This window comes from Paenibacillus sp. FSL H7-0716, assembly GCF_038002705.1.
Classification (GTDB): Bacteria; Bacillota; Bacilli; order Paenibacillales; family Paenibacillaceae; genus Paenibacillus_AQ; species Paenibacillus_AQ odorifer.
The window spans coordinates 14,300-33,900 of the sequence record NZ_JBBODA010000030.1 but is presented as its reverse complement, the minus strand read 5'-3'; the positions used below and the strand labels follow the sequence as shown (position 1 = coordinate 33,900).

The 19,601-nt window shown below is 42.7% G+C and carries 20 protein-coding genes; all 20 read right to left on the bottom strand.

The genetic code is table 11. The features are described 5' to 3' along the window. Positions 1-12: 12 nt before the first annotated feature. The 20 genes from MHH60_RS26440 to MHH60_RS26345 all read right to left on the bottom strand — a co-directional run bounded on the left by MHH60_RS26440 (position 13) and on the right by MHH60_RS26345 (position 19,586). Entirely contained in the window at positions 13-2,220 is a 2,208-nt protein-coding gene (locus MHH60_RS26440) for a phage tail protein (RefSeq protein ID WP_306082396.1), read from the bottom strand. Positions 2,221-2,233: 13 nt separating this feature from the next. Beyond that, on the bottom strand, positions 2,234-2,752 hold the full coding sequence (locus MHH60_RS26435; protein WP_076138791.1) for a phage distal tail protein: 519 nt from the start codon (positions 2,750-2,752) through the stop codon (positions 2,234-2,236). Between the two features lie 85 nt (positions 2,753-2,837). Continuing rightward, on the bottom strand, positions 2,838-2,981 hold the full coding sequence (locus tag MHH60_RS26430; RefSeq protein ID WP_162636801.1) for a hypothetical protein: 144 nt from the start codon (positions 2,979-2,981) through the stop codon (positions 2,838-2,840). 68 nt (positions 2,982-3,049) lie between these two features. Further along, entirely contained in the window at positions 3,050-3,622 is a 573-nt protein-coding gene (locus MHH60_RS26425; RefSeq protein WP_076138792.1) for a hypothetical protein, read from the bottom strand. Between the two features lie 13 nt (positions 3,623-3,635). After that, positions 3,636-6,419, bottom strand: coding sequence for a hypothetical protein (locus tag MHH60_RS26420; RefSeq protein WP_076138793.1), 2,784 nt, complete (start codon positions 6,417-6,419; stop codon positions 3,636-3,638). A 29-nt stretch (positions 6,420-6,448) separates the two neighbouring features. Further along, positions 6,449-6,844, bottom strand: coding sequence for a phage tail fiber protein (locus MHH60_RS26415; RefSeq protein WP_081389200.1), 396 nt, complete (start codon positions 6,842-6,844; stop codon positions 6,449-6,451). Between the two features lie 18 nt (positions 6,845-6,862). Then, positions 6,863-7,414 (bottom strand): phage tail domain-containing protein, encoded by a 552-nt coding sequence (locus tag MHH60_RS26410; RefSeq protein ID WP_076138795.1) that lies wholly within the window; start codon positions 7,412-7,414, stop codon positions 6,863-6,865. Beyond that, positions 7,415-12,619 (bottom strand): phage tail tape measure protein, encoded by a 5,205-nt coding sequence (locus tag MHH60_RS26405; protein ID WP_179088970.1) that lies wholly within the window; start codon positions 12,617-12,619, stop codon positions 7,415-7,417. A gap of 96 nt (positions 12,620-12,715) precedes the next feature. Further along, positions 12,716-13,063: a hypothetical protein gene (locus MHH60_RS26400; RefSeq protein WP_143766804.1), complete on the bottom strand. Its 348-nt coding sequence runs from the start codon at positions 13,061-13,063 to the stop codon at positions 12,716-12,718. After that, positions 12,993-13,325 (bottom strand): hypothetical protein, encoded by a 333-nt coding sequence (locus tag MHH60_RS26395; RefSeq protein WP_256715254.1) that lies wholly within the window; start codon positions 13,323-13,325, stop codon positions 12,993-12,995. The genes MHH60_RS26400 and MHH60_RS26395 overlap by 71 nt, the downstream gene beginning before the upstream one ends. A 70-nt stretch (positions 13,326-13,395) precedes the next feature. Next, the gene (locus MHH60_RS26390; protein WP_076138798.1) at positions 13,396-14,178 is read right to left on the bottom strand and encodes a hypothetical protein; all 783 of its coding nucleotides are present in this window, start codon (positions 14,176-14,178) and stop codon (positions 13,396-13,398) included. A 42-nt stretch (positions 14,179-14,220) separates the two neighbouring features. Further along, complete coding sequence (locus MHH60_RS26385) at positions 14,221-14,409, bottom strand: hypothetical protein (protein WP_076138799.1); 189 nt, start codon at positions 14,407-14,409, stop codon at positions 14,221-14,223. A 73-nt stretch (positions 14,410-14,482) separates the two neighbouring features. Next, a complete protein-coding gene (locus MHH60_RS26380) occupies positions 14,483-14,917 on the bottom strand; it encodes a hypothetical protein (protein ID WP_076138800.1) in 435 nt (144 codons plus the stop codon). Beyond that, on the bottom strand, positions 14,914-15,492 hold the full coding sequence (locus MHH60_RS26375; protein ID WP_076138801.1) for a hypothetical protein: 579 nt from the start codon (positions 15,490-15,492) through the stop codon (positions 14,914-14,916). The genes MHH60_RS26380 and MHH60_RS26375 overlap by 4 nt, the downstream gene beginning before the upstream one ends. Beyond that, entirely contained in the window at positions 15,489-16,058 is a 570-nt protein-coding gene (locus MHH60_RS26370) for a hypothetical protein (protein ID WP_076138802.1), read from the bottom strand. Before MHH60_RS26370 ends, MHH60_RS26375 begins: the two co-directional genes overlap by 4 nt. Continuing rightward, positions 16,058-16,492, bottom strand: coding sequence for a hypothetical protein (locus tag MHH60_RS26365; RefSeq protein WP_076138803.1), 435 nt, complete (start codon positions 16,490-16,492; stop codon positions 16,058-16,060). Before MHH60_RS26365 ends, MHH60_RS26370 begins: the two co-directional genes overlap by 1 nt. Further along, entirely contained in the window at positions 16,482-16,871 is a 390-nt protein-coding gene (locus MHH60_RS26360; RefSeq protein WP_076138804.1) for a hypothetical protein, read from the bottom strand. Before MHH60_RS26360 ends, MHH60_RS26365 begins: the two co-directional genes overlap by 11 nt. Positions 16,872-16,885: 14 nt before the next feature. Next, positions 16,886-17,899 (bottom strand): major capsid protein, encoded by a 1,014-nt coding sequence (locus MHH60_RS26355; protein WP_076138805.1) that lies wholly within the window; start codon positions 17,897-17,899, stop codon positions 16,886-16,888. 15 nt (positions 17,900-17,914) lie between these two features. Continuing rightward, on the bottom strand, positions 17,915-18,295 hold the full coding sequence (locus MHH60_RS26350) for a head decoration protein (protein WP_076138806.1): 381 nt from the start codon (positions 18,293-18,295) through the stop codon (positions 17,915-17,917). A gap of 1 nt (position 18,296) precedes the next feature. Continuing rightward, complete coding sequence (locus MHH60_RS26345; protein ID WP_076138807.1) at positions 18,297-19,586, bottom strand: hypothetical protein; 1,290 nt, start codon at positions 19,584-19,586, stop codon at positions 18,297-18,299. Positions 19,587-19,601: the final 15 nt, after the last annotated feature.

The window sequence follows — 19,601 nt, the reverse complement described above, 5'->3', positions numbered from 1 at the left end:
TTTCAATATAGTTTATGAGGGAATGTTTACTTGTGCAAGAAGAGCTCCTGTGTTGCTAAACATCTTTAAGTTACGACTTGTATTGTCAAATGCAAGATTATATCCCGCTTGACTCTTTTCAGCCTTACTGCCTAACGCAATTTGTAATCCATCTAAAGTTGACTGGAGGTTTTCTATACTGGGAATTTTAAGCCCATATACATTGGCACTTGAAAAATCAACTGAACCAGCAAAGAACACCCGATCTCCAAAGGAAAGAATTTGAAGTGGTCCCTGAGCATATAGAAAGGAAAGATATTCTTCAGCATACATTCCCGCTCTCTCTATTCCACTCGGCGACCAAAAACCAATACCTGAATATTTGTGTAAACCATCGTTTGAGATCGTTACACGCTTAACTCCATTGGAGTCATAGGATCTTAATCCTCCTGAACTCATCTCTACTCTTTCTCCGATCGCACTTGTTCTCAGAAGAGCACCTGTAATAATCCCCCCAACGATTTCTCCACCTGCATAGATTGTCCCTTCAAAACTTCCACCTTTAGCATTAATGGTTCCTTGGAAGGTTCCATCAGCTGCATAAACACTGCCCGAGGAATTAACTACAAATTTGCCATTGCCTACATTGATGGATGACCCTACAATAGCCCCACCAGAAAAGTTAGAATTCGCTATTGAGGCATAGTTTGCTGTCAATTTATTAGCTACCAAGTTGCCAGCCATATCTACTCGAAAAGGCGCTTCGGTGAAGTTTGCGTGTCCTGCTGCTATACCATTAGTATTAATTTGAGTAACGGCATTTCCAGTTCCGATCAACATTGAAACAAAGCTACCAAACTGTCCAATCACAGTTTCAGCTAAGACACCGCCTGCCGTTACAGCAGAACGCACAGTTTGCCATCCATCCGTTGAGATGCCCAATCCCGCCGATGTAAGGCGAACTTGTCGTAATGGATTTGTTTTTTCCCTTGCCAATATCCCGCCATCTTCTGGATAGATAAGTTCAGTTTTCGAGTTATTAATATCTGTAATTACTTGCTTGGCCCCAGCTTCAAAAAGCTCTGTTCGGATGCGTCCGTTAGAATATAAGTTATCTACTAGCTTCTTGCTTTTATCAAGGTCAGCTATGATATCGTCATAGTCTCTTAACATCACATTTGCTATGGTTGCTTGGGCGTGTTTCTCTTTAGTGAAAGGATATTCTGTGAGTTCAGTTATTCTAGCCTTTAAATTCTTCATTTCCATATCTGGATCATAGCAATAGGCGGTATCTCCAAGATTGGGTTTAGGCTCTTCTTTATCAATCTTAAATAAATCCGCACCATCAGCAGTGACTTCAAATGTTGGGATTTCCTTTTCTCTTAAAGTCTTTCGTGATACTTCCAGAAGATCCGAGACACTTTCTATATCTTGTTCGATAATTTCACCATCAAAGTATGGAACTGAATTGCTCGCCCAGGTGGAAGCATAAGGAGAAATTAAATAATTCACTTGTAACACACCATTAACAATTGCCCCAGGCACAACCTCTAGTAGTGCCCTCTCCTCATTTGTTAAGATAGATGCTGATTCACCTATCCATGTTCTACCATCTTTCATTTGACAAAATAAGCGCGTTACAAGCGAACTTGAATCATCCTTAAATTGATCTGAAATAATGTTCTTCTTGATGCGATATTGGAGACCGTTATCTCTGCCGATTCTTTTCTTAAGGTGGATTACAAAGTTATCCGGCTCAATTTCGCATCCATACATCTCCACGATCTTATTTAGTGCTTGAAGACAATTTCCTTGTCCAAAATCTTTTACGTCATGAAGATCGAAAGTATCATCGATTGAAAAGGTGAATCTTCCACCAGTTGCCTCAGTAATTAGATTGGTCAGTCGAGAAATAGGAACACCGTAAGCCTCATCAATATATAAGGAATATGGAAACTTGAAATCTGTTAGTTTAAACATCACATGTGTACACATGATTGAGGCAGTTAATTTACGATCTTCTCTTACTCTGGATCTGCTATTGACAACGTAAAATTGACCCCGTTCGTCCTTAACGTGACCCTTAATCAACAATTTTTCTTGGTAATCCTCTGAATTCATGGGCACCAAGAAAGATATCTCGTAATCCGAATTGATCCGTCTCTTCCGTTGGATATCATATGAATCATTTAAAATCCCCACACGCTTCATGTTCTTATCATAAGACTGAAGGTAGTCCAAAAGTGCACCTCCTTTAATATAGGTATTTATCTCGATGAGTAACGCGCGCAAGTACAGATCTAGTTATTTCTTGATCGGTATATGTGATCTTGTTTTCTCCAAATACGAGATCAAAAAAGTCACCATCCATCAAGTGAAGTGCGTTTTTCCCATTCTTGGTTATTTTCATTTTTTTGGTATCAATAACTATTCGCTCACCTGGTGCGAACCCACCCGTAAAAATGATTTCATTGGTATGTGTATATTTCACTGTTGCCTGAACCTCAAGCGCAAGTTCGAATAAAGCATTATAGGACTGTTCTCTAACCATAGTTGTTTCAAAATTAAGCATAGTCTCAAACTCTGCTCGAAATGATTGTTCACGTATCATTTCAGAATTGAATTCTGCGATAAACTCAACAACTACAGGAATAGCCATATCTAGATTAAGCTTAGATTCAACTTCAGTGATGATGTCGAAATTAACTGAGAAAGATAGTTCCTGTTGAAATGGTCTATCAAAAGGTAATCGATTAAACGCACCCCCGAACATAACCCCTCTCCTTTCTGGTCAGGAAAATTTTCCATACGTAAAAAAATGCCCCCGGAAACTTCGAGGGCTTGTGATGACTCAATATTTATTCTTCTATTTTTAACGGCGTGCCATTCTCGTCATATCCAAGAGTCGCGAGCCGCGTCTTTACAGCAGCCTTGGAGCCAGTTGGAACTTGAGCAATTGTAATATCTCCATAGATAATGAGCGATGCCATAACGATAATCATTTGTATTCCACCTCCTTTCCCGGACTTCAACAATAGCCATAATAAAAGGCGGCTGATGACGTTCAACGTCACTCACCGCCTAACAAGATAGAGTAAATTTCAAAAAGTGCATTTTTGTTCTCCCGGTCTTTATCTTCTATCAGCTTTTTTAAAGCTTCATTTTCAAACTTCAGCTTTTCAACTTCCGTCTGTTCCCCGGGCTTCGTCAACTCCGCAATCTCTTCTGGTGTTAAGCCTTCGACCCAAAGGTTGTCTGGTATCGTAGGTAACGTATAAATAGGCTGCTCGCCTTGCTCTACGCCTTCTGCATAACTCTCCTGCCAATCATGCATTGCATCTACATAGTCACTCTGTGCCTCTAGTACAGCGTCCTGATATGCATCCCATGCTAATAGATCAAATTTCGGATGATACAACCCGGTCGGCAATGGAATGCCTACTAGATAACCGATGATCTCTCTTGGCTGTTCTGGTTCTTCTGGTACGTCCGGCTCATATTTGATCTCTTCGTCTTCCGGCAGCTCAGGCACTTTTTCTGGCTCTGGCTGGGCATAAATAGGGACGACCCCTGTAAAGGAATCGTCCACTGATACATCATCTATATACTGACCTTCTAGCTCTGTTCTAGGTACTAGTTTCAATTTCATCCCTCCTTTATACTGTTGAAAAACTGAAATCTAAAACTAATAAACCGTTATAAAAAACTCCCCCTGAAGCTCCTAAACTTACTCTACCGCTTGTAGTGATGTCCATAATACCCGTAGACATCGCGGTTCCGTTAGAAGATGATGCAGTTACTACAGTCTGGATAGCAGGGCGATATCCTACAGGCAACATAAATAATAGGGTATCAGCTGCACTCACTCCACTACTGATGGTTCCTCTAACATGTACTATTCCAAAACTATCTTTGTAGAAACTAGCACTAGAGATAATTGAGGTAAATTGCACCCATCCATTAAGCAATGTAGGGTATAACCATGCAGGAGTGTCTTTCTCTGCTTTCTTGGCAGCTAATGCACTAACGGTTGAGCTTATCTCTGTCACTGCGTCTGTTAAATCATGCAACTGTGCCTTCTCAGAGGCTGCGTAGAATCCTGTAACTGAAGGTATTGGTGATTTATCCAATTTGATGTAAGAGACGCTGTAAGGCTGCGATGAATCATAATCCGCTTGCGCAATGTTAAATCTCTCGCCGTATAACGTATCTGCTAGTCCGAATGTTATTCTCCGCCACTTCTGGAATAGGCGTGATGACTCGTAAACGGACATTATGCTAAAAACTTTGTACTTGAGCTTTGCTGACTCCATACCTACGATACTAATGTTAGACTCGTAGTAACTATTCCATAGGTACGGTGTTATCCGCTCCCGCGATACATACCCACTACCTACCTCTATAAAGTTATCTCCTTCAATTAGTGATAGGCTGCCATCCTCCTGCACTGTTTCAGTTACAGGAGTTGCAAGGCGGTATAGAAGTTGATAAGGTTTCCATCCTACATGTCCGTAGTTCTGGTCAGTAGGCAAGGTGCTCGTTCCTGTACTGGTATCTCCCATTACAAATCGCCATGCTTTTGTACCACTGACATACGGAGTAGTAAACGTCGCACCTGACACACTACCCATCTGATACCCGTTAAAATAAGCCTTCATCTCGTCAACACTCGGTGTATAGGAGTCTCCCCAACCGGAATCGGCACTAGCTATAGTTAGCGTAAGAACTATGCTTCCTGTTGTCGTTCGAAATACATCTGCCGCGGAATATGAAGAGGCATCAGATAACGCTTGGGCTAAAGGCACCCCATTAAATTTAGTGATAGCAGAAGAAGAAGTATTTGATAGAACGTTAACTCCACTCGCTAACTTGACTCGTTTAAACCCTGTCCATCCCTCCTGAAAAGCCCACGGCAGGGACCCATCCAGCACTAACTTACGCCATAACCTCGATACCTCATACCGCCCGTTAACCTCACGCAGGATATCCGGTTCGCTGCCATCCGTTGGGTTAGCGTGTAACTCTACTCCGCTAAAGGCGATAAGGCTGTCTTCGCGTGGCTGGAACGGGGTGACCGTGCTGCCGATTTCGAGTTGAATATTATCGTAGCGCTTCGTTTGGACTGCTGAGGTATTGTAGGAAGCATAGAGTAAGAACTGAACCTCCGTTTCCGCTCCAGTATTGAACGTTACAGACTTTAACCCCGTCCCACTTACTCCTGAAGATATTCCCGTTCCGTCACTGCCTTTTCGCACGGATATGACTGGTGCGTCTATCCCTGAAATAATTGAAGCAACGTAAGATAACGTATAGCTCGTGTTAGGTAAAACAGGATATTTCTTTGTAGTTGCATATCGAAATCCATTTGCATCTGACGTTACAGAAACGCTATTAGAATCATTTTCAATATAACTTACGCCCGTTAAAGTGCTTGCAATACCACCGTTGTAGAGATTCCTACCATATCGCCGCACATAGAGTCCATCTACTCCATTAATACCAGGAGGTACATAAGGTAAGAGACGGTCTATAGCTTCACCTGTGATTGTGTTGCCAATGGCCGCATAGTCTGTTGCGGAGACAGCGTAAAGGCGGATATCATCGAAATAAACATCAACATCTGGCGTGGCAGTTGCACCAAAATACAATCGAAATCCATTACCCACCAAGGTATTTGATGTAGGGATTTTAATATAAACAAGCTGCCATAAGCCCACTTTTGTAGTATCTACATTTACTTGATATCTTTGATTAACAATTCCTCCCACATCATAGAATCGAATAGGCACTATACCGGACACATATCGTTCGATATACACCCATGCAGTAAGAACATATGATTTTGATGTTTCAAGAGCAAAAGGAATATCCCTTGTTGCATATCCTCCAGCTAATACTTTAAAAGAACTATTGCCACTTCTTTTCTGTGTGCTCGATACACTGACACTAGCTCCTGTTGGAGTCCACCCCGTTAAACTCTCTCCACTCCCAGCCCCACCAAGTAAATCTATTAACGTCCTACCCTGTACCTTTAATCCTTGTAGTCTAGCGTTCTTTGTTGCGTTTAGAATTTGCTGACCCGCTGATAGGATGACATCGGTTGTAGATTCCGAGGTTACTCCGGAAAGGTCCGTTAGGTTTTTGCGAAATGCTTCGTGATCGTAGGCGGTGTAATAACGGGCAACGCGTGAAGCTACCGCCCATCCTTTTGCTGTTGTTCCTCCAAATCCGCGTGTACAACCGATTAAACTATTTCCGCTTTTGGACGTATAGAGAACGGTCTCTGACGTTTCATCTACACCAATCGTAATGATATTAGGACCTTCTGGTAAAACACTCCCGGTTACAACGGGTATAGTCGTCACTGCTGCCGTTATTGCCGCGGATAATTCCGTGCCCGGCGAATTGGCTATCGCAGAATACATTTGCTGTTGTGCCATTAATTAGCCTCCTTCCTTATTGACCTTAGTTATTGTGCGAAACGAATTAGAGTTGATCCTGCATAAAATCTAGGTTTATCTCCTATCAAAGCAGACCGCGGAATGATGGCTTGAGAGCATAATAAATTCCCTCCTGTTAAAGCCGTTCTCAATCCGACATGTGTCACCAATCCCCAATCCGCCGTAGCTATTGGAAATTCCACATCAGTAGATGACCTAACCGTCATTTTTCCATTCTCCAATGATGCTACAGCAAAGGTGATCGCTTTTCGTGCATATGATCCACCAGATACTTCTGTCCCTGTATCGGCCTGCGTAGGATCAGAAGTATACAAAGCTAGATAGACTGTTGAAGGTTGGGAAAAAGCCACATTTCGAAAGGCAGCATTTAAAAGTGCCGCTGATAGCCAGTTAGATATTTGCATTGCCATTTTTCTCAGCTCCTATAGTTCGTATTCGTTAATGATTTTAAAACCCTGAATAGTATTTAATCCGGTATTGGTCAGAACGATCAATGGTGTGGCCCTTTCGTCACCATCAGAAACAATTTTTAGTGTCTGCGGAGATTGTGTAATGGTTGTCTCATAAACTTTTTCATCTGATTCTGGAAAAGGGTTCTCAGACATGGTAATAGGAATCGTTAATTCCCCATCAAAGATAATCTTCTGGATATCCATTGTTCCGGCATATCGTCCGATATATCGCTTCCCCGGTCTATCCGAAAAAGTAAATACAATATCTCCTTTTCGGATATTAAAAAGAGCCGCCACTTGGGCGACTCTGTTGTGATAGTCTATAGTTGAATCATCAGCCATAACGATGCATTCGAGGTTAAATGTTCGTGGTCCATAGGTACTGCCAAAGTCTAACGCTCCATCTCGATCTGCTAGTTCTAGTGTATTATCTTTTGTTGGTGGTAAAACAGGAATGTTATGAGATTTCAAACCTAACCCAATAGATGATAGTGGAACACCGTCTGCTGTAGCTACAATCAATTATTTCACCCCTGTTCTGGATTGCGCCCTGCGAACAAAATTATCTCTTTCGTTCCAATACACGCGTGCTGTGGACGAATCTTCAATATAAGTATCCCCTGAGAATGTTACGCTGGTCGTACTTGTATGCTGCGGATTCGAAGACCCTGACGCTGCTGGCATTGAAAATTGAGGCAGTGAATAGTTTATTGAAGGCATTTTAAATTCCGGCATTTTAAAAAGATTGTCATGCTGCTGTTCAGTGTAAAATCTCTCACCAACCTTAGCCTTTACAATAACTTCTTGCCCTTTGAAATCACCTTTGACTTCACCACCGGTATGGAATGATTGCAATTTCCCGGTATCCTTTGTTATTCCATACAATTTACGTAATTCTTCATTTCTTGCCGTTAGCTTAGCCGCCTCCGTTGTATTTCCTGACGACTGCGCAGCTGTCCAAGCATCCTTATTGGCGTTGTACTCAATTAAATCTAAATCCTTCTTAGATGTACCCACTACTGATAAAGAGGCTGTGGATCCGCTCACAGTAGGTGTTAGTGCAGTAATAGAGCTCATCTTTGATTGATAGTCAGCAATAAACTGATCCAACTGAGCTAATATCTCAGCATTCTTCTCGGATTCCTTCAGTACTTGGATGTTTTTCATCAATTCCGCTCGATTGGCAGTATCGGAAGAAAAGTCCTCAAGTGCTTGGAGCAACTCATCGTAATGTGTTTTAGTAGCTTCGATGTCCTTGTCATAGGCTTCCTTCTTAGCGTCCTTTTCATCTTGAAGGGCTTGCTTCTGCTCTTCCAGGCTTCTCTTAGCTAAGGTGCGCTCATGATCGAGTTGCAACTTTTCAATGTCTTTTTGAACCTGTTTCCGTTCTGCGATTCCATCCGGTCCTACGGCTGAGGCAAGCAAAGCTAATCTAGCTTGCTTTTCTGATAGTGCACTCTCGTAGTCTTGGTCTTCATTTAATTCCTGTTGCTTACTAAGTAAATCATCAATAGCTTGGATCTCAGCATCCTTCGCAGCAACATAAGCATCCCGTTCTTCCTCTATTGCTTTAATAGCTGTGTTTTTAGAGGCTTCGATGCTCGTTTTATAATTTTTCGCCAACGTCTCAACGGCCTTAGTTTCGTCTTCAATCAGCTTCTGACGTAGTGCATAGACTTGTTCGTCCGCTTCCATCCGTTGATCTGTACCAACACGATAAATAGCCTGAATTTTCAACCAGTCCTGCAATTCACTTTCGGTAGTAGTCTGACCCATAGCCTTTCTATGGTTCAAATCCTTTTGAAAGTCAGAATATTGTTGCTCAAGCAAGCTTTTCTTTTGCTCGTAAATCAGCTTTTCTAACGCAAAGCTCTGCTCGGCAGTTCGATTTTTATCTTTTGCCATGCGTTCATAGGCTTGTAGTTCCATGGTGATGATATTAATCTTACTTTTTCCAGCCATCTCCATCTTAGTGGCTTCTTTATCAATCCATGTCTGGGAATTTTGGTAACGAAGCTCATTATATTTCACCGCCAGATCAAATACTTGTTTTTGAGCTTCCGCTTTCTGTTCTGTAGTTAAATAAGACTTCGACAACTCTTTATTATAAAAATTAAGTGATGTCTTCACCATTTCGATTTCTTGGAGATTTGCCTGTCTCATTTTTTCGATTTTTTTCTCAAGAATCGAGACATCTTCGTTGTACCTACTATCATTAAGTGCCTGAATGTCTCTAGTCCATTCTTTTGAGGCGTCTTTATCTTCGGCAAGGTATTGCTTATGACGATTCTTAAGCCGCTCGTAACCCGAAATCTGTTGTTCTATGGACCAACCTTGCCGTTCTGCTACATACTGGAAGTTATCCATTTCCTCATCATATGCTTCCTTGCGTGCAGCAGCCGCTTCTTTTGCTGCCTTTTCTGCCTTTTCTGCATTTGATGATTTTGATTTATCCTTACTACCACTTTTATCTTTAGAATTTTTACTAGAAGATACACCAAAGGATGGATCTTGATACATACTGCTAAGTGCAGCTATCTTATCATCGTAAACTTTAGCCGCTGTATCGTAATCATCAATAATGCTCTGAATTTCCGCTTCTGCTGCTGCTTGAGCAATACCCGCTTCTCTAAACTGGGATTTAAAGTATTTGAGATCGTCTCCGGTTTGAGTAACGTTATCTCCTGTGATAGCCTTACTACCATTTAACTGAGCCTTTAGCTGTGCCAAGCTCTTAATAGCATCTGCTTCAATTTGATAGGCAGATAATCTTTCGTCGGTAGCTACTTTTGTATTAAATGCTGACGATTTCTCTGAATTTAAGTCATCAATAGCTTTCTGGATTTTCATTTTCCGTAGATTGTTAACCGCATCCGTCTCAAATGCCCATCCATCTGCAGTTTTATAAATCGCTGATGCAAGTTCAGGATATTTGTTAATTAGATCTGTAGCGTTTGAAGCATTTAAGGACTGACCTTTTGCCAGTTCATCTAGTACTCCGTTTAGTTCCGAAACCGTTTGACTATTTCCTTTGACTGTTGATGCCCATTCTTCTTGCGCTTTTATGAGGGATTTAACTTCATCAGATAGTTCTTCTGTTGATGAGGAGGCAGCGTCCGTTGAATCTGAGTAATTCTCCATTGAATCCGCTGAATCTGCTGCGGCTGTGGCCAATCTACTATTCGCCGCTACACTTGCCTCTGTGACACCATTAAGGGCATCAATGGCTGATTTACTTGCAAGGATTTTTTGCTCTTCTTGGGACAGTTCTGTTCCCAAAGAAATCATTTCATTCCCCCACATTTCCCGTAGGGTTTGAGCTGTTTTTCCTAATACCTTATCAACTAAACTCAGGTCGCTCTCTGAAGCGTTTTTAATAGCAAGGTCAGTATAGGCAATCTCCTGCTCTAACTCTGCTTTTCGCTTCGTAGCAGCATCCAGATTCGCTTGTTCGACGATTTTGATACTCTCAGAATATCGAGTCTTCCATTCTTCAATTTTTTGAATATCCAGCTCTTTCGCATTACCAAGTTCATCCCATTGTGATACAAGACCAGGCATCGTGGCACTGAGTCGATCCATTACATTCGCCAGTTCTGATTTCGCAGCAGAAACTTCTTTGTCCGATTTAGTGTTATCGTCAACGATAGATTTCAGTTCGTCGTATCTAGCAACTAGTTCAGCTGTTTTTCGATTCTGTTGCATAGTCTCATCACTCACTTGACTTTGTGTACCTTTATAATAGGCCCATGCTGTTGTAGCAGCACCTATGACAACTGCTAGTCCTGCTAAAGCAGCACCTATTGGCGTGGCAATAAAAGCCTTTTGTGATACGTTAGCTGCATCGGTTGCAACCTTCATCCCGAGCATAGCTTTAGCCGCTCCTGCAACACCTGTAGCTAAAGAGACAAGGGTTTGTCCGGTTAGAATCCTTGTACCTGCATTTAAAACAGAAATTGCGCCTCCTAACAAAAGGATCGCCGTAACGGTATTTTTAATTGGACTTGGTAAATGGTTAAATCCATCCAGCAAGATAGTAGCTTGGCCAACGATTAACTTTAATCCTCCAAGTAATCCGCTATCACCAATAGAGACGATCATCTCATCCCAAGATGCGCGTAATTGCTCAGACTGCTTCGTTAAGGTGGACATAGTCAAAGTATTTTCTCTTTGTGCAGATCCAAATGATTCCTCTGAAACCTTAGCTACATCCATAACCTTACTGTAGTTATTCATTAATGCGATAAACCTTGATGCTTGATCTCCCCGAGCGATCGCTTGCGTAATTTCGTTACGTTCAACATCTGAGAGGTTATCCCACTGAGCTGCGATCTTACTAAGTAATTCTGGGAACTTCATCATATCGCCATTGGCTTGTTTCATCACTCCAACATACTTTTCTAGCTTGTCTACTGCTATAGGTCTACTGGAGAAACTAATAAAGGATTTTATAGCATTACCAGCTACAGAACCAGAAAAACCAGCTTGATTCAGTGTAGTTAAGTATCCGATGAGTTCGTCAATGTCCACTCCAGCGTTTTTAGCTGTAGCACCCACTCGGTTTATACCTTCTAAGAGCTTCTTAGATGTTGTTGGAAAGTTGTTGGAAACTTCATTGAGTTTATCAAGCAACTTTTCGGAGTCTTCAGCAGCCATCCCGTAGTTGAGAATTGCTCCTGTCATTAATTCTTGAGCCTGGGATGCACTTTGGAAGGATTGTTCAACGTTTTTAGCCATAAGTGCTGTTCTGGCCAGTTGTTCAGTTTGCTTCTCGTCAAAACCGTTCTGAGCGATGAGTGTATAAACACTCGCGACTTCTCGAAGTGCATACCCATATTCCTTGGCGCTGGATATCATGGAATCTTTGACATATCCAACGTCCGCGGATTCGCCCATGACCCGCTGCACGTTAACTAGTTCATATTCAAAGTCTTTGAGGAGACTGATTGCCTCAGTGGCTCCTCTCGTAAAGGCATAGTACAAAGTTCCCGTCATAGCAAACTGTGCGGCTGTACTCGTAATTCCGTTGATCTGAGTCTGTGTCTGAGTCAACGAACGGCGAATACGCTGTTCTTCTTGTAATGCCTTTTCGCGAACCTGTGTTTCTTTACGTTCTCTAGCCTGCAATGCATTCAACCAAAACTTCTCGTAGTTCGCTGCATATTTCTGAGATTGTTGACTTTCTCTCTCAGCTAATTGAGCTATTTTTTGCCGGATCACTTGTTCCTGCATTAATACACGTTCTCGTGTACTATCTGTTCCTGTAGATGACGAACTTCCTGTTGTTAATTTGAGAGCACTAGCGGTGGCTTTATTCTGTAATGTTTCCATCCGTTTTTGATGTTCTCGCTCTTGTTGCTCAATAGCATCATATCTTTTTCTAATGATAGCTTCTTGTGCAGCCATTTTAGCATCAACTAATTTATTAGCTTGTTCCATCTGGCTCTTCTTTGTCTGTATCAGCTCGGTTTGAGCTGTTCGTTGTTTAACAAGAGCTTCCGACTCAGCCATGATCTTCTTTCGCCGCTCTTCAGAAGTGAGGGCAAGTTTATTAGAAGCCGTTGCTAACGCTGTATAGTTTTTAGTGGTTACCGTAATTTCCTGATTTAGCACTTTAAAGGTTTCTGCGTTCCCTTTTACTCCTTGGTCAATCGCCTTAAATGCTGGGATCATTTTAGAAGTATCTAAACTTATTCGAGCACCAACTACATCTTTGTTGTCTGCCATTGCCATCACCCCTTGATTGTTAAGGAAAATTTTCCTTGCTACTGACACGTCTACATACAGAAAAAGAGGTCCCCGGCATCATGCGGAGACCTCTTTTTATTTTGGAAAGATACCTAAATCAGATAAATACTTTGCTTTCTTCGGCTTTTTGGTGATTTCTCCACCGTGAAGAGCAATTTGGAACTCTTGATTCCTCTTTCTAATTCTTTTGAGAGCGTATATCTTAGGGAAAGTCATGTTTTCCCATTCGCTATCTGGAATGCCTAGAGTTACACATAAGGCCCATGCATCAAGTAGTGTTTGTTCTCTTCCCTCTTCCGTCCCTTCGCTCTCGCTTTCTTCCTCAGCGTCCGGATCAGGAGGGAACGATTCCTCATAGAAATCGGGTAATGAGTTTTTCCAACTCCTCGATACCTTCGAAATCGACCTGATCATATTCATCATCTGGCAGACCGTCTTCAAAAATAAGATTGAAAGATTCGCGATAGGCAGCTTCTATCTTAGGCCAGTCCACAGCTTTTCCTAGATCGTTTTCGATCCATGGTTCCCGGCCGATAGATACAGAAAATTGATAAGGTATCTCCTTCATGATTCTTCGAACCTGTCGTATAGTTCCAATAGTTCCGATTTTCACATTCTTAACAAGTCCTTCAGCCAGTCTGACTTCTGAACCTATATTTAACGTTTCATCGATTTGCTTTTGCATTGTTATTCCTCCTCAAAATAGATAATCCCCCGCTATAACAGCGAGGGACCGTCATTGTTAATTGTTGCTTCTAGTCTACGAAGATAATCGTTGCTGCAATACCTTCTGGATTATCTGGAGTGACATCTGGTTCCAAAACCTCCAGATTAAGAGTGCTTGTGCTAGGAGTCTTACGTGCAGCTCCAACATTCAGCGTACCGCCACCCACAGCTTTGTATACCGTCAACTGCACCTGCACCGGTTGACCTGTTCGGTCATTTATCAATTCAAAACGGTGAACAAACTTAAATGGTTTAGGACGCCGTGTTCCTTTGAAGTTGCTGGATGTTCCTTGTTTGGACCATTTATAGGTCACAATCACATTTTTGTTCAAATTCCCTGTTGCAGATGTAATAACACCGTCCGCCGTAATTGCATATTGCCCAATGGTTGGTGTTGAAGCCACTCTTTCAAGCTTGCTTAGCGTTCCATCTACCGCTTTAAGATAGACCTCGTCGCTATCCTTAACAAACGTACCACCAAAAGCTTCAATTCCTTCGATGGCATATCCAGTAGCACCGAGAATGCCCTCTTCGTTCTCATCGATTTCAACAGGACCTGTTTTTGTCTCTGCCCCTTGAGAAATCTCAGCAATTACAGCAGAATAACGCGGCAGCTCAATTGTAAGCACATCTTGCAAATCTTGTGCGGTCAAGTGAAATGCATAACCGGACTGTCCACCAAATACCTTCGTCCAGGAGAACTGCGGTGCGAACATAACACTGTTAATTTTTTCATCAATGTATCTTAGAGTCCCATCGTAATCTCTCATCCATATCTTACCGACTCCATCAAATACTAATGGTTCCTGCATTCGTATATCCCTCCTTGGGTAATAAAAAAGGAACTGATCAGTTTATTTGATCAGTTCCCATAGTTTTAAATCAATTTCTTGAATTCGTTTGTAATCGTTCGTTTCTTTATATCCTTCAATCGGTTGTGTACCTTGCTCCATTAGTCCGAGCCTTTTAGCCAGCTTAACTTTTTCTTTCACAAGTTCCTCAAGCTCTGTCGGCTCTTTCTTAAGTTCGGGTTTCTCTGTCACCGTATCACCCCTTTTCCTTATTTCTATATTACTTCAATTACACTTTACAATCACGTTCATACTTTAACCCTGCTTAATTAATACGGATATAGTCGATATCGTAGATACCTTTATAACTCTTAACACCGCTGATCCCTGTTGCAAAGTCGCCATCGTAGGCTAACACGCACAAAAATGAGTGGAACTTAGGCTGAACGATCCGCTTATCATGCAAAAGTTCAAATGACCGCTCGAATAATAGCTTCGCCTCATAGCCAGTCTTACCGTAAAAGTCTATACAAAACTTACCTTGAAAAACGAGTGGGTTTCGTCCGTATTGCCCCGGCATAATGTACTGGCAGATATGTGGTACGGTTTCTTTTGTCACTACTATTTCAGGCTCTACACCTTTTGTGAAGCGAGTTGCCATTTGTTCGCCATTTGCAGTTGGCGTAAGCTTTAGCATAGTCATAAGCGCCGTGTCAGCCTTATGCGTGTTCTGAATAGCATCAATCAGATGAAGGCTCATGTCTTATCCTCCAAAAAGTACTTGTGGTATGGAAAGTTTTCAATTACCTCCGTAATCCCTTGTAGGATTCGATTACGATTGGACTGGATTGCGATACGTAGAAAATAGGTCGGTGGTGTTGGCTTGAACTTCGGGTCAATATCTCCGCGTTCTGCTAGCTCCTCCAGGTCCACTCCAGCATAGCCACCGCCTGAGAAACGCATCGTACCATCTATGCTTTTGTAATTCCCTTGTCCACGCCCTACAACCACCTTACTGCTGCGTGATCTTAGTCGATTCCACGCATCAGAATTCATGTAAGTAACTAAACCGGGGTTTTGTGAGGCATCCGCCATTAAAGATCCCTTACCAAACTGTTCAAGCCATGCCTGCCAGTAATCTGCTGTAATATCTCCTGAAATCATCTGATTAGCGAGTACGAACATTTCCATTTGAAGTTTATCTCGTACTGCTGGATAGTAGCGAATGCCACCTTTAGCAGTCAGTAGGACAATCTTTGTTAACCCGGTAATTTGGAGAGACAGCTTGTGTTCTAAATCCTTAGACGCCCTTGTAGCATCATATCCAGTGATCATCGTACACTGTCCGATAACTGCACATGCAGTAGATTTGGGTATTTGACTACATCAACGGCATCCACCTGATAAGCCTTACCGTGGAGAATGACCTGATCTGGATGGATGGCGTCCTGCGGGTCTTTTATATTAACCGTTGTTTGTAATTGCAACGTGTAAGTTGTGGAGGGTAGTAACCCAGGATCGTCTTGGCGTAGTCGCGCAGTGACGTATTGAGCAAAAGCGATAACATTCTCTGCAACTGGCTTGTACTCTTCGTCACCGATAGCATTATCATTTTCGTCATACTTTTGCGAGTAACGTTCGACTGTTATTGTTGCATTGGTTTTGATCAATGAACAGTATTTATCCTTCTCAGTGGTTGGACGCAAGGTTTGAACAAAGAAAGTATCACCGTTTTCGATTAAGTCTCCCGGTTTCACAAGCGATGTTGGAGCAAATAAACCATTGTACATGTATTCTTTGCCGACAATCGTTGTTGCTCGGGTATCCCTAGAAAGTATAACTACATCCGGATCGCCGTTTACAGAACACGGAGAGTGGCGGTGAGCGAATTGTTTGAACATCAGTAACGCCGCCTTTCCTTGTATCGTGTTGGTCCAGCAACGCCAAATATCGGGGCATCTGTTCCTGGTGTCACAGTGGATATCAAATCAATTAGCGCATATGCATCGTCAATTAATTGAATTCCAAATGCACGCCAATCCACAACTTGATTTTCAATGGAGTAATCGAAGTCTTTCTTGGACTTGGCAATTCTTGCAGTCATAGATGGAGCCAGTATGGCAGCGACCATGCTTACAGCCGCTGCATATACATAGTTCCTATCATCATCAATCAGTTCAGCATAATCCGGAACTGCTGTAATAACCTTCGCTTCAGCTATGGGTAAAACAGAAAGAGCGTCTATGTCAGCATCGGATAATACATCCTCACCGACTCCTAGACGCCCTCTTATTTCCTCATGATATGTTTCCGTGGTAAGGATTTTATTTGCCATCACCGTCACCACCAGCAGCTCTGATAGCCTCTTTCAGCTCATCAGCATCCATTTTGGTGTAACCAGGAATCTTCAATTCCTTAGCAGCAGCTTTAAGTTCTTTGAACTCTCCATCTGCTTGGATCATTGCAATTTGTTCTTGTAGCTCCGCTTCTCGTGCTTTAGATTCTTCAAGTTGAACTTGGAGTTCTAGTTCGCGTTCGGAAGGATTATCACTGACAATTTCATTGCTATTTACGAAAATAGCCAGCAACTCACCCGTAGCTGCGTTCCGAACTTGTCTCTTTACAATATCAACAAGACCTTCGGGGGCATCTGTTACGATGTCCCCAGCATTATATTCCCCTACAGCATCAACCAACACTTTTACGATTGTCATGGTATGCCCCTCCCTTACGCCACTGTAGCAAAGATATGCCAGTTGACGTATTTCAGACGCGGTAGAACCGTTGCACCGTTAATTGCTTGCCATTGGTCAGGATCGCCTTTAATCAATTTTGCCATTGCGAACTTACCTATATGACCAGTGAAGATATCTTCATAGTTGTTCGGGCTGGTTACTAGATCCATAATAGAACCAGTCATACCTTGTCCTACAATGATGCAGGCGTTATCAGGGATGAAAGGATAGAATGTTCCGTTATCGTCAATGTATCCGCCATCGTAAACTTCATACTGAAGACCGTTCAGGTTCTGACTGATGATTTCAGCAAGAGATCCGGATGTAACTACATCCTTGCCATAGGTGTACTTGATTAACTCACGAATTTTGGCATTCTGTTTCAAATAAATATCTACCTGCTTGTTAACGACAATTCTCACTGGCCGAGCACCACTACCGCGGAATCTGAGAATCCAAAGATCGAGGTCTGCCAGAGGATCAGCCGTCGCTACATTACTCCAAAGCACTGATGCAGTTGGTTTGTTGTTGGATGGTACGCCATAATCAATTGTTCGAGCCGGCTTATTTGCTGTAGCTGGAACTATAAGACTGCCCGTAAGTGACTGCCAACGCATCCACTCAAACCGTGTTTCCAATCGTTGGTTGAGGTTAACCATTTGGTCAATCATGTATTCTTCGCCCCATGTTTGTTCAAGGGTTGTTCCTGGCTTGCGGAGGATTGCAATCTTCTCACGGTCGATAATGACTTTTTCACGCCATTCTTGGTTAGTGAAGTTCATGTGCTTCACAACAGGCGCTGAGTGGATCGGCGAAGGATCATTTAAGCCGGTAGGTGGTGTCATACCAGTATCGTCATACTTAATATCGTATTCGATGGTCAGTCCAAGTTCCGGTTTGAAATCAACGCCGTTGGTCAAAATTTGAGCGCCACGGAAACTGTTGACGTCTGTTCTGATATTCTCGACAACTTCAGTTAGAAAATATGGATCAAGTACATTTGGCATTTATGTTTTTCCCCCTTATACAAAGTAGCAAAGCTTAAGCGCTGTCCTAGCCGCTGCATCAATGCCTGTCAATTTAGATTCAGTGAATATGCCGGCAATCCACGCTGAGGCGCCGATATCAGCATTAGTTGTATCATGATCATTATCAAGAATGCACAAGGCAACTTCAGATCCATCGCTCGCTGAAGCTTTGTAAGCTACCGCCTTGTCTTTATCTGCACCTGCTGTTGTTATTTTTCCAATAACTGTTCCTTTTTTTAGGACTCCTTGTCCTTTTTTGAGCATGATTCCTCCGGGCAGTTTGGCCTGTAGATCCGTCGAGGCAAGAACTTCTGTGAATTCTTGAGTGTAAATTGGACCAGGGCCCGGAGCGCCATTGTATTGTGAACCATTCATACTACTTGTCCTCCTTCAGCAGATTTCCTCTGCCAGTGTTTTTGAGGGCTGCAATTGCAGCCGTCTTAGCTGCTTCCTTCTCAGCTGCCTGAAGTTGCTCTGGTGTCTTTTGAGCCGCTGCTTGCGCATTGGCAGGTGGTGTTCCGTTGGCTGCACCGGCAGGAAGTTCAGGGTTATCACCTTCGGTATGTCGTCCACCACCGCCCAGTGCAGCCTGAGCCTGTGCTTCATAGGTTGCATTGATCTTTTCGATTTCAGATACCGGCAAGTGAGACAGCATAGCTTTCATGGTTTCAGTATTAAATGCTTCGCCCAGCGCCCGGACACCAGCGCCACAGGCTTGTTCTGTTACTTTAACTTTGTACGCCGCGCCATCAGCAGCTTGAGCACTCAAAGCCGTCAGTTTCGCCGGGATATCAGCGTCATGTTCAACACCCAATGCTGCTCGGACTTGTCCGAGTACACCATTTGCAGCCGCTAGTGCAGTTGCTTGTGTTTGTGATGCTGCTAAAGCAGCTTTTTGTTCATCTGTCACAGTGTCATCTCCTTTGGCCTGTGTTTCAGGCTCATTGTTTTTTTCTTGCTTGATTACAAATCCATCAAGCCCAGATTTTCCGCTAAAAGAATAAAAGACGCGTCCGCCACTTGGTAGTGACTTCGCATCTTCAGATAAAGACTCCCATTTGGCACTTGCTTGAGTTTCCGTGGTATTACTCATCCCTACTACCCCAGCACCGGGATAAGCTCCGTCAAAGACAAGTGAATTCTCCATGAGATCTCCGTCATTGATATCAACAGTACAAAGTTTAGTATCATACTCTCTACCGCGAATGTGAGGACAATTCCCACCGAAATACTCCTGACCACAGATCGAACACGTCTGGCTGCTTACCGTGAAGCCAATTGAAGTATCAAAGATAGTTCCGGCATCAATGCCATCTGCTATTTGGTCAATCTTGATATCTCCGACTTCTTGGCCAAGTTTCATGTAATGATCTGCATACAGTGCCAGTTCATCACCATCCATTTGTAATCGACTTTCAAAGGTTCTTCCTATTGGAACTGTTAGAATACCAAGGTTAGCCCATGAGTGATCCAACAATAGTGATACGCCTGCTTTAGCTTGGACTGCCATTTTCCGCAAAAAATTAGGAGTAAGGCGATAAAAACGATTAGGGATCATTTGATCACCCACTAGCTTTGCAGGAAACACGTAAGTTTCATCTTCCGTGAGTGGAACACGGGCAAGTTGATTGATTAATGCTAATTGCTCAGTTGTTGGTTTAGCCATTTACTAATTCTCACC

Bases quoted from the DNA above. Each gene is read 5' to 3' on its own strand.
- MHH60_RS26430 (WP_162636801.1), bottom strand. From the start codon at position 2,981: ATGATTATCGTTATGGCATCGCTCATTATCTATGGAGATATTACAATT.
- MHH60_RS26360 (WP_076138804.1), bottom strand. From the start codon at position 16,871: ATGACAATCGTAAAAGTGTTGGTTGATGCTGTAGGGGAATATAATGCT.
- MHH60_RS26355 (WP_076138805.1), bottom strand. From the start codon at position 17,899: ATGCCAAATGTACTTGATCCATATTTTCTAACTGAAGTTGTCGAGAAT.
- MHH60_RS26400 (WP_143766804.1), bottom strand. From the start codon at position 13,063: ATGATGAATATGATCAGGTCGATTTCGAAGGTATCGAGGAGTTGGAAA.
- MHH60_RS26435 (WP_076138791.1), bottom strand. From the start codon at position 2,752: ATGTTCGGGGGTGCGTTTAATCGATTACCTTTTGATAGACCATTTCAA.
- MHH60_RS26345 (WP_076138807.1), bottom strand. From the start codon at position 19,586: ATGGCTAAACCAACAACTGAGCAATTAGCATTAATCAATCAACTTGCC.
- MHH60_RS26370 (WP_076138802.1), bottom strand. From the start codon at position 16,058: ATGTTCAAACAATTCGCTCACCGCCACTCTCCGTGTTCTGTAAACGGC.
- MHH60_RS26415 (WP_081389200.1), bottom strand. From the start codon at position 6,844: ATGCAAATATCTAACTGGCTATCAGCGGCACTTTTAAATGCTGCCTTT.
- MHH60_RS26365 (WP_076138803.1), bottom strand. From the start codon at position 16,492: ATGGCAAATAAAATCCTTACCACGGAAACATATCATGAGGAAATAAGA.
- MHH60_RS26380 (WP_076138800.1), bottom strand. From the start codon at position 14,917: ATGAGCCTTCATCTGATTGATGCTATTCAGAACACGCATAAGGCTGAC.
- MHH60_RS26350 (WP_076138806.1), bottom strand. From the start codon at position 18,295: ATGAATGGTTCACAATACAATGGCGCTCCGGGCCCTGGTCCAATTTAC.
- MHH60_RS26420 (WP_076138793.1), bottom strand. From the start codon at position 6,419: ATGGCACAACAGCAAATGTATTCTGCGATAGCCAATTCGCCGGGCACG.
- MHH60_RS26395 (WP_256715254.1), bottom strand. From the start codon at position 13,325: ATGCAAAAGCAAATCGATGAAACGTTAAATATAGGTTCAGAAGTCAGA.
- MHH60_RS26375 (WP_076138801.1), bottom strand. From the start codon at position 15,492: ATGATCACTGGATATGATGCTACAAGGGCGTCTAAGGATTTAGAACAC.
- MHH60_RS26390 (WP_076138798.1), bottom strand. From the start codon at position 14,178: ATGCAGGAACCATTAGTATTTGATGGAGTCGGTAAGATATGGATGAGA.
- MHH60_RS26405 (WP_179088970.1), bottom strand. From the start codon at position 12,619: ATGGCAGACAACAAAGATGTAGTTGGTGCTCGAATAAGTTTAGATACT.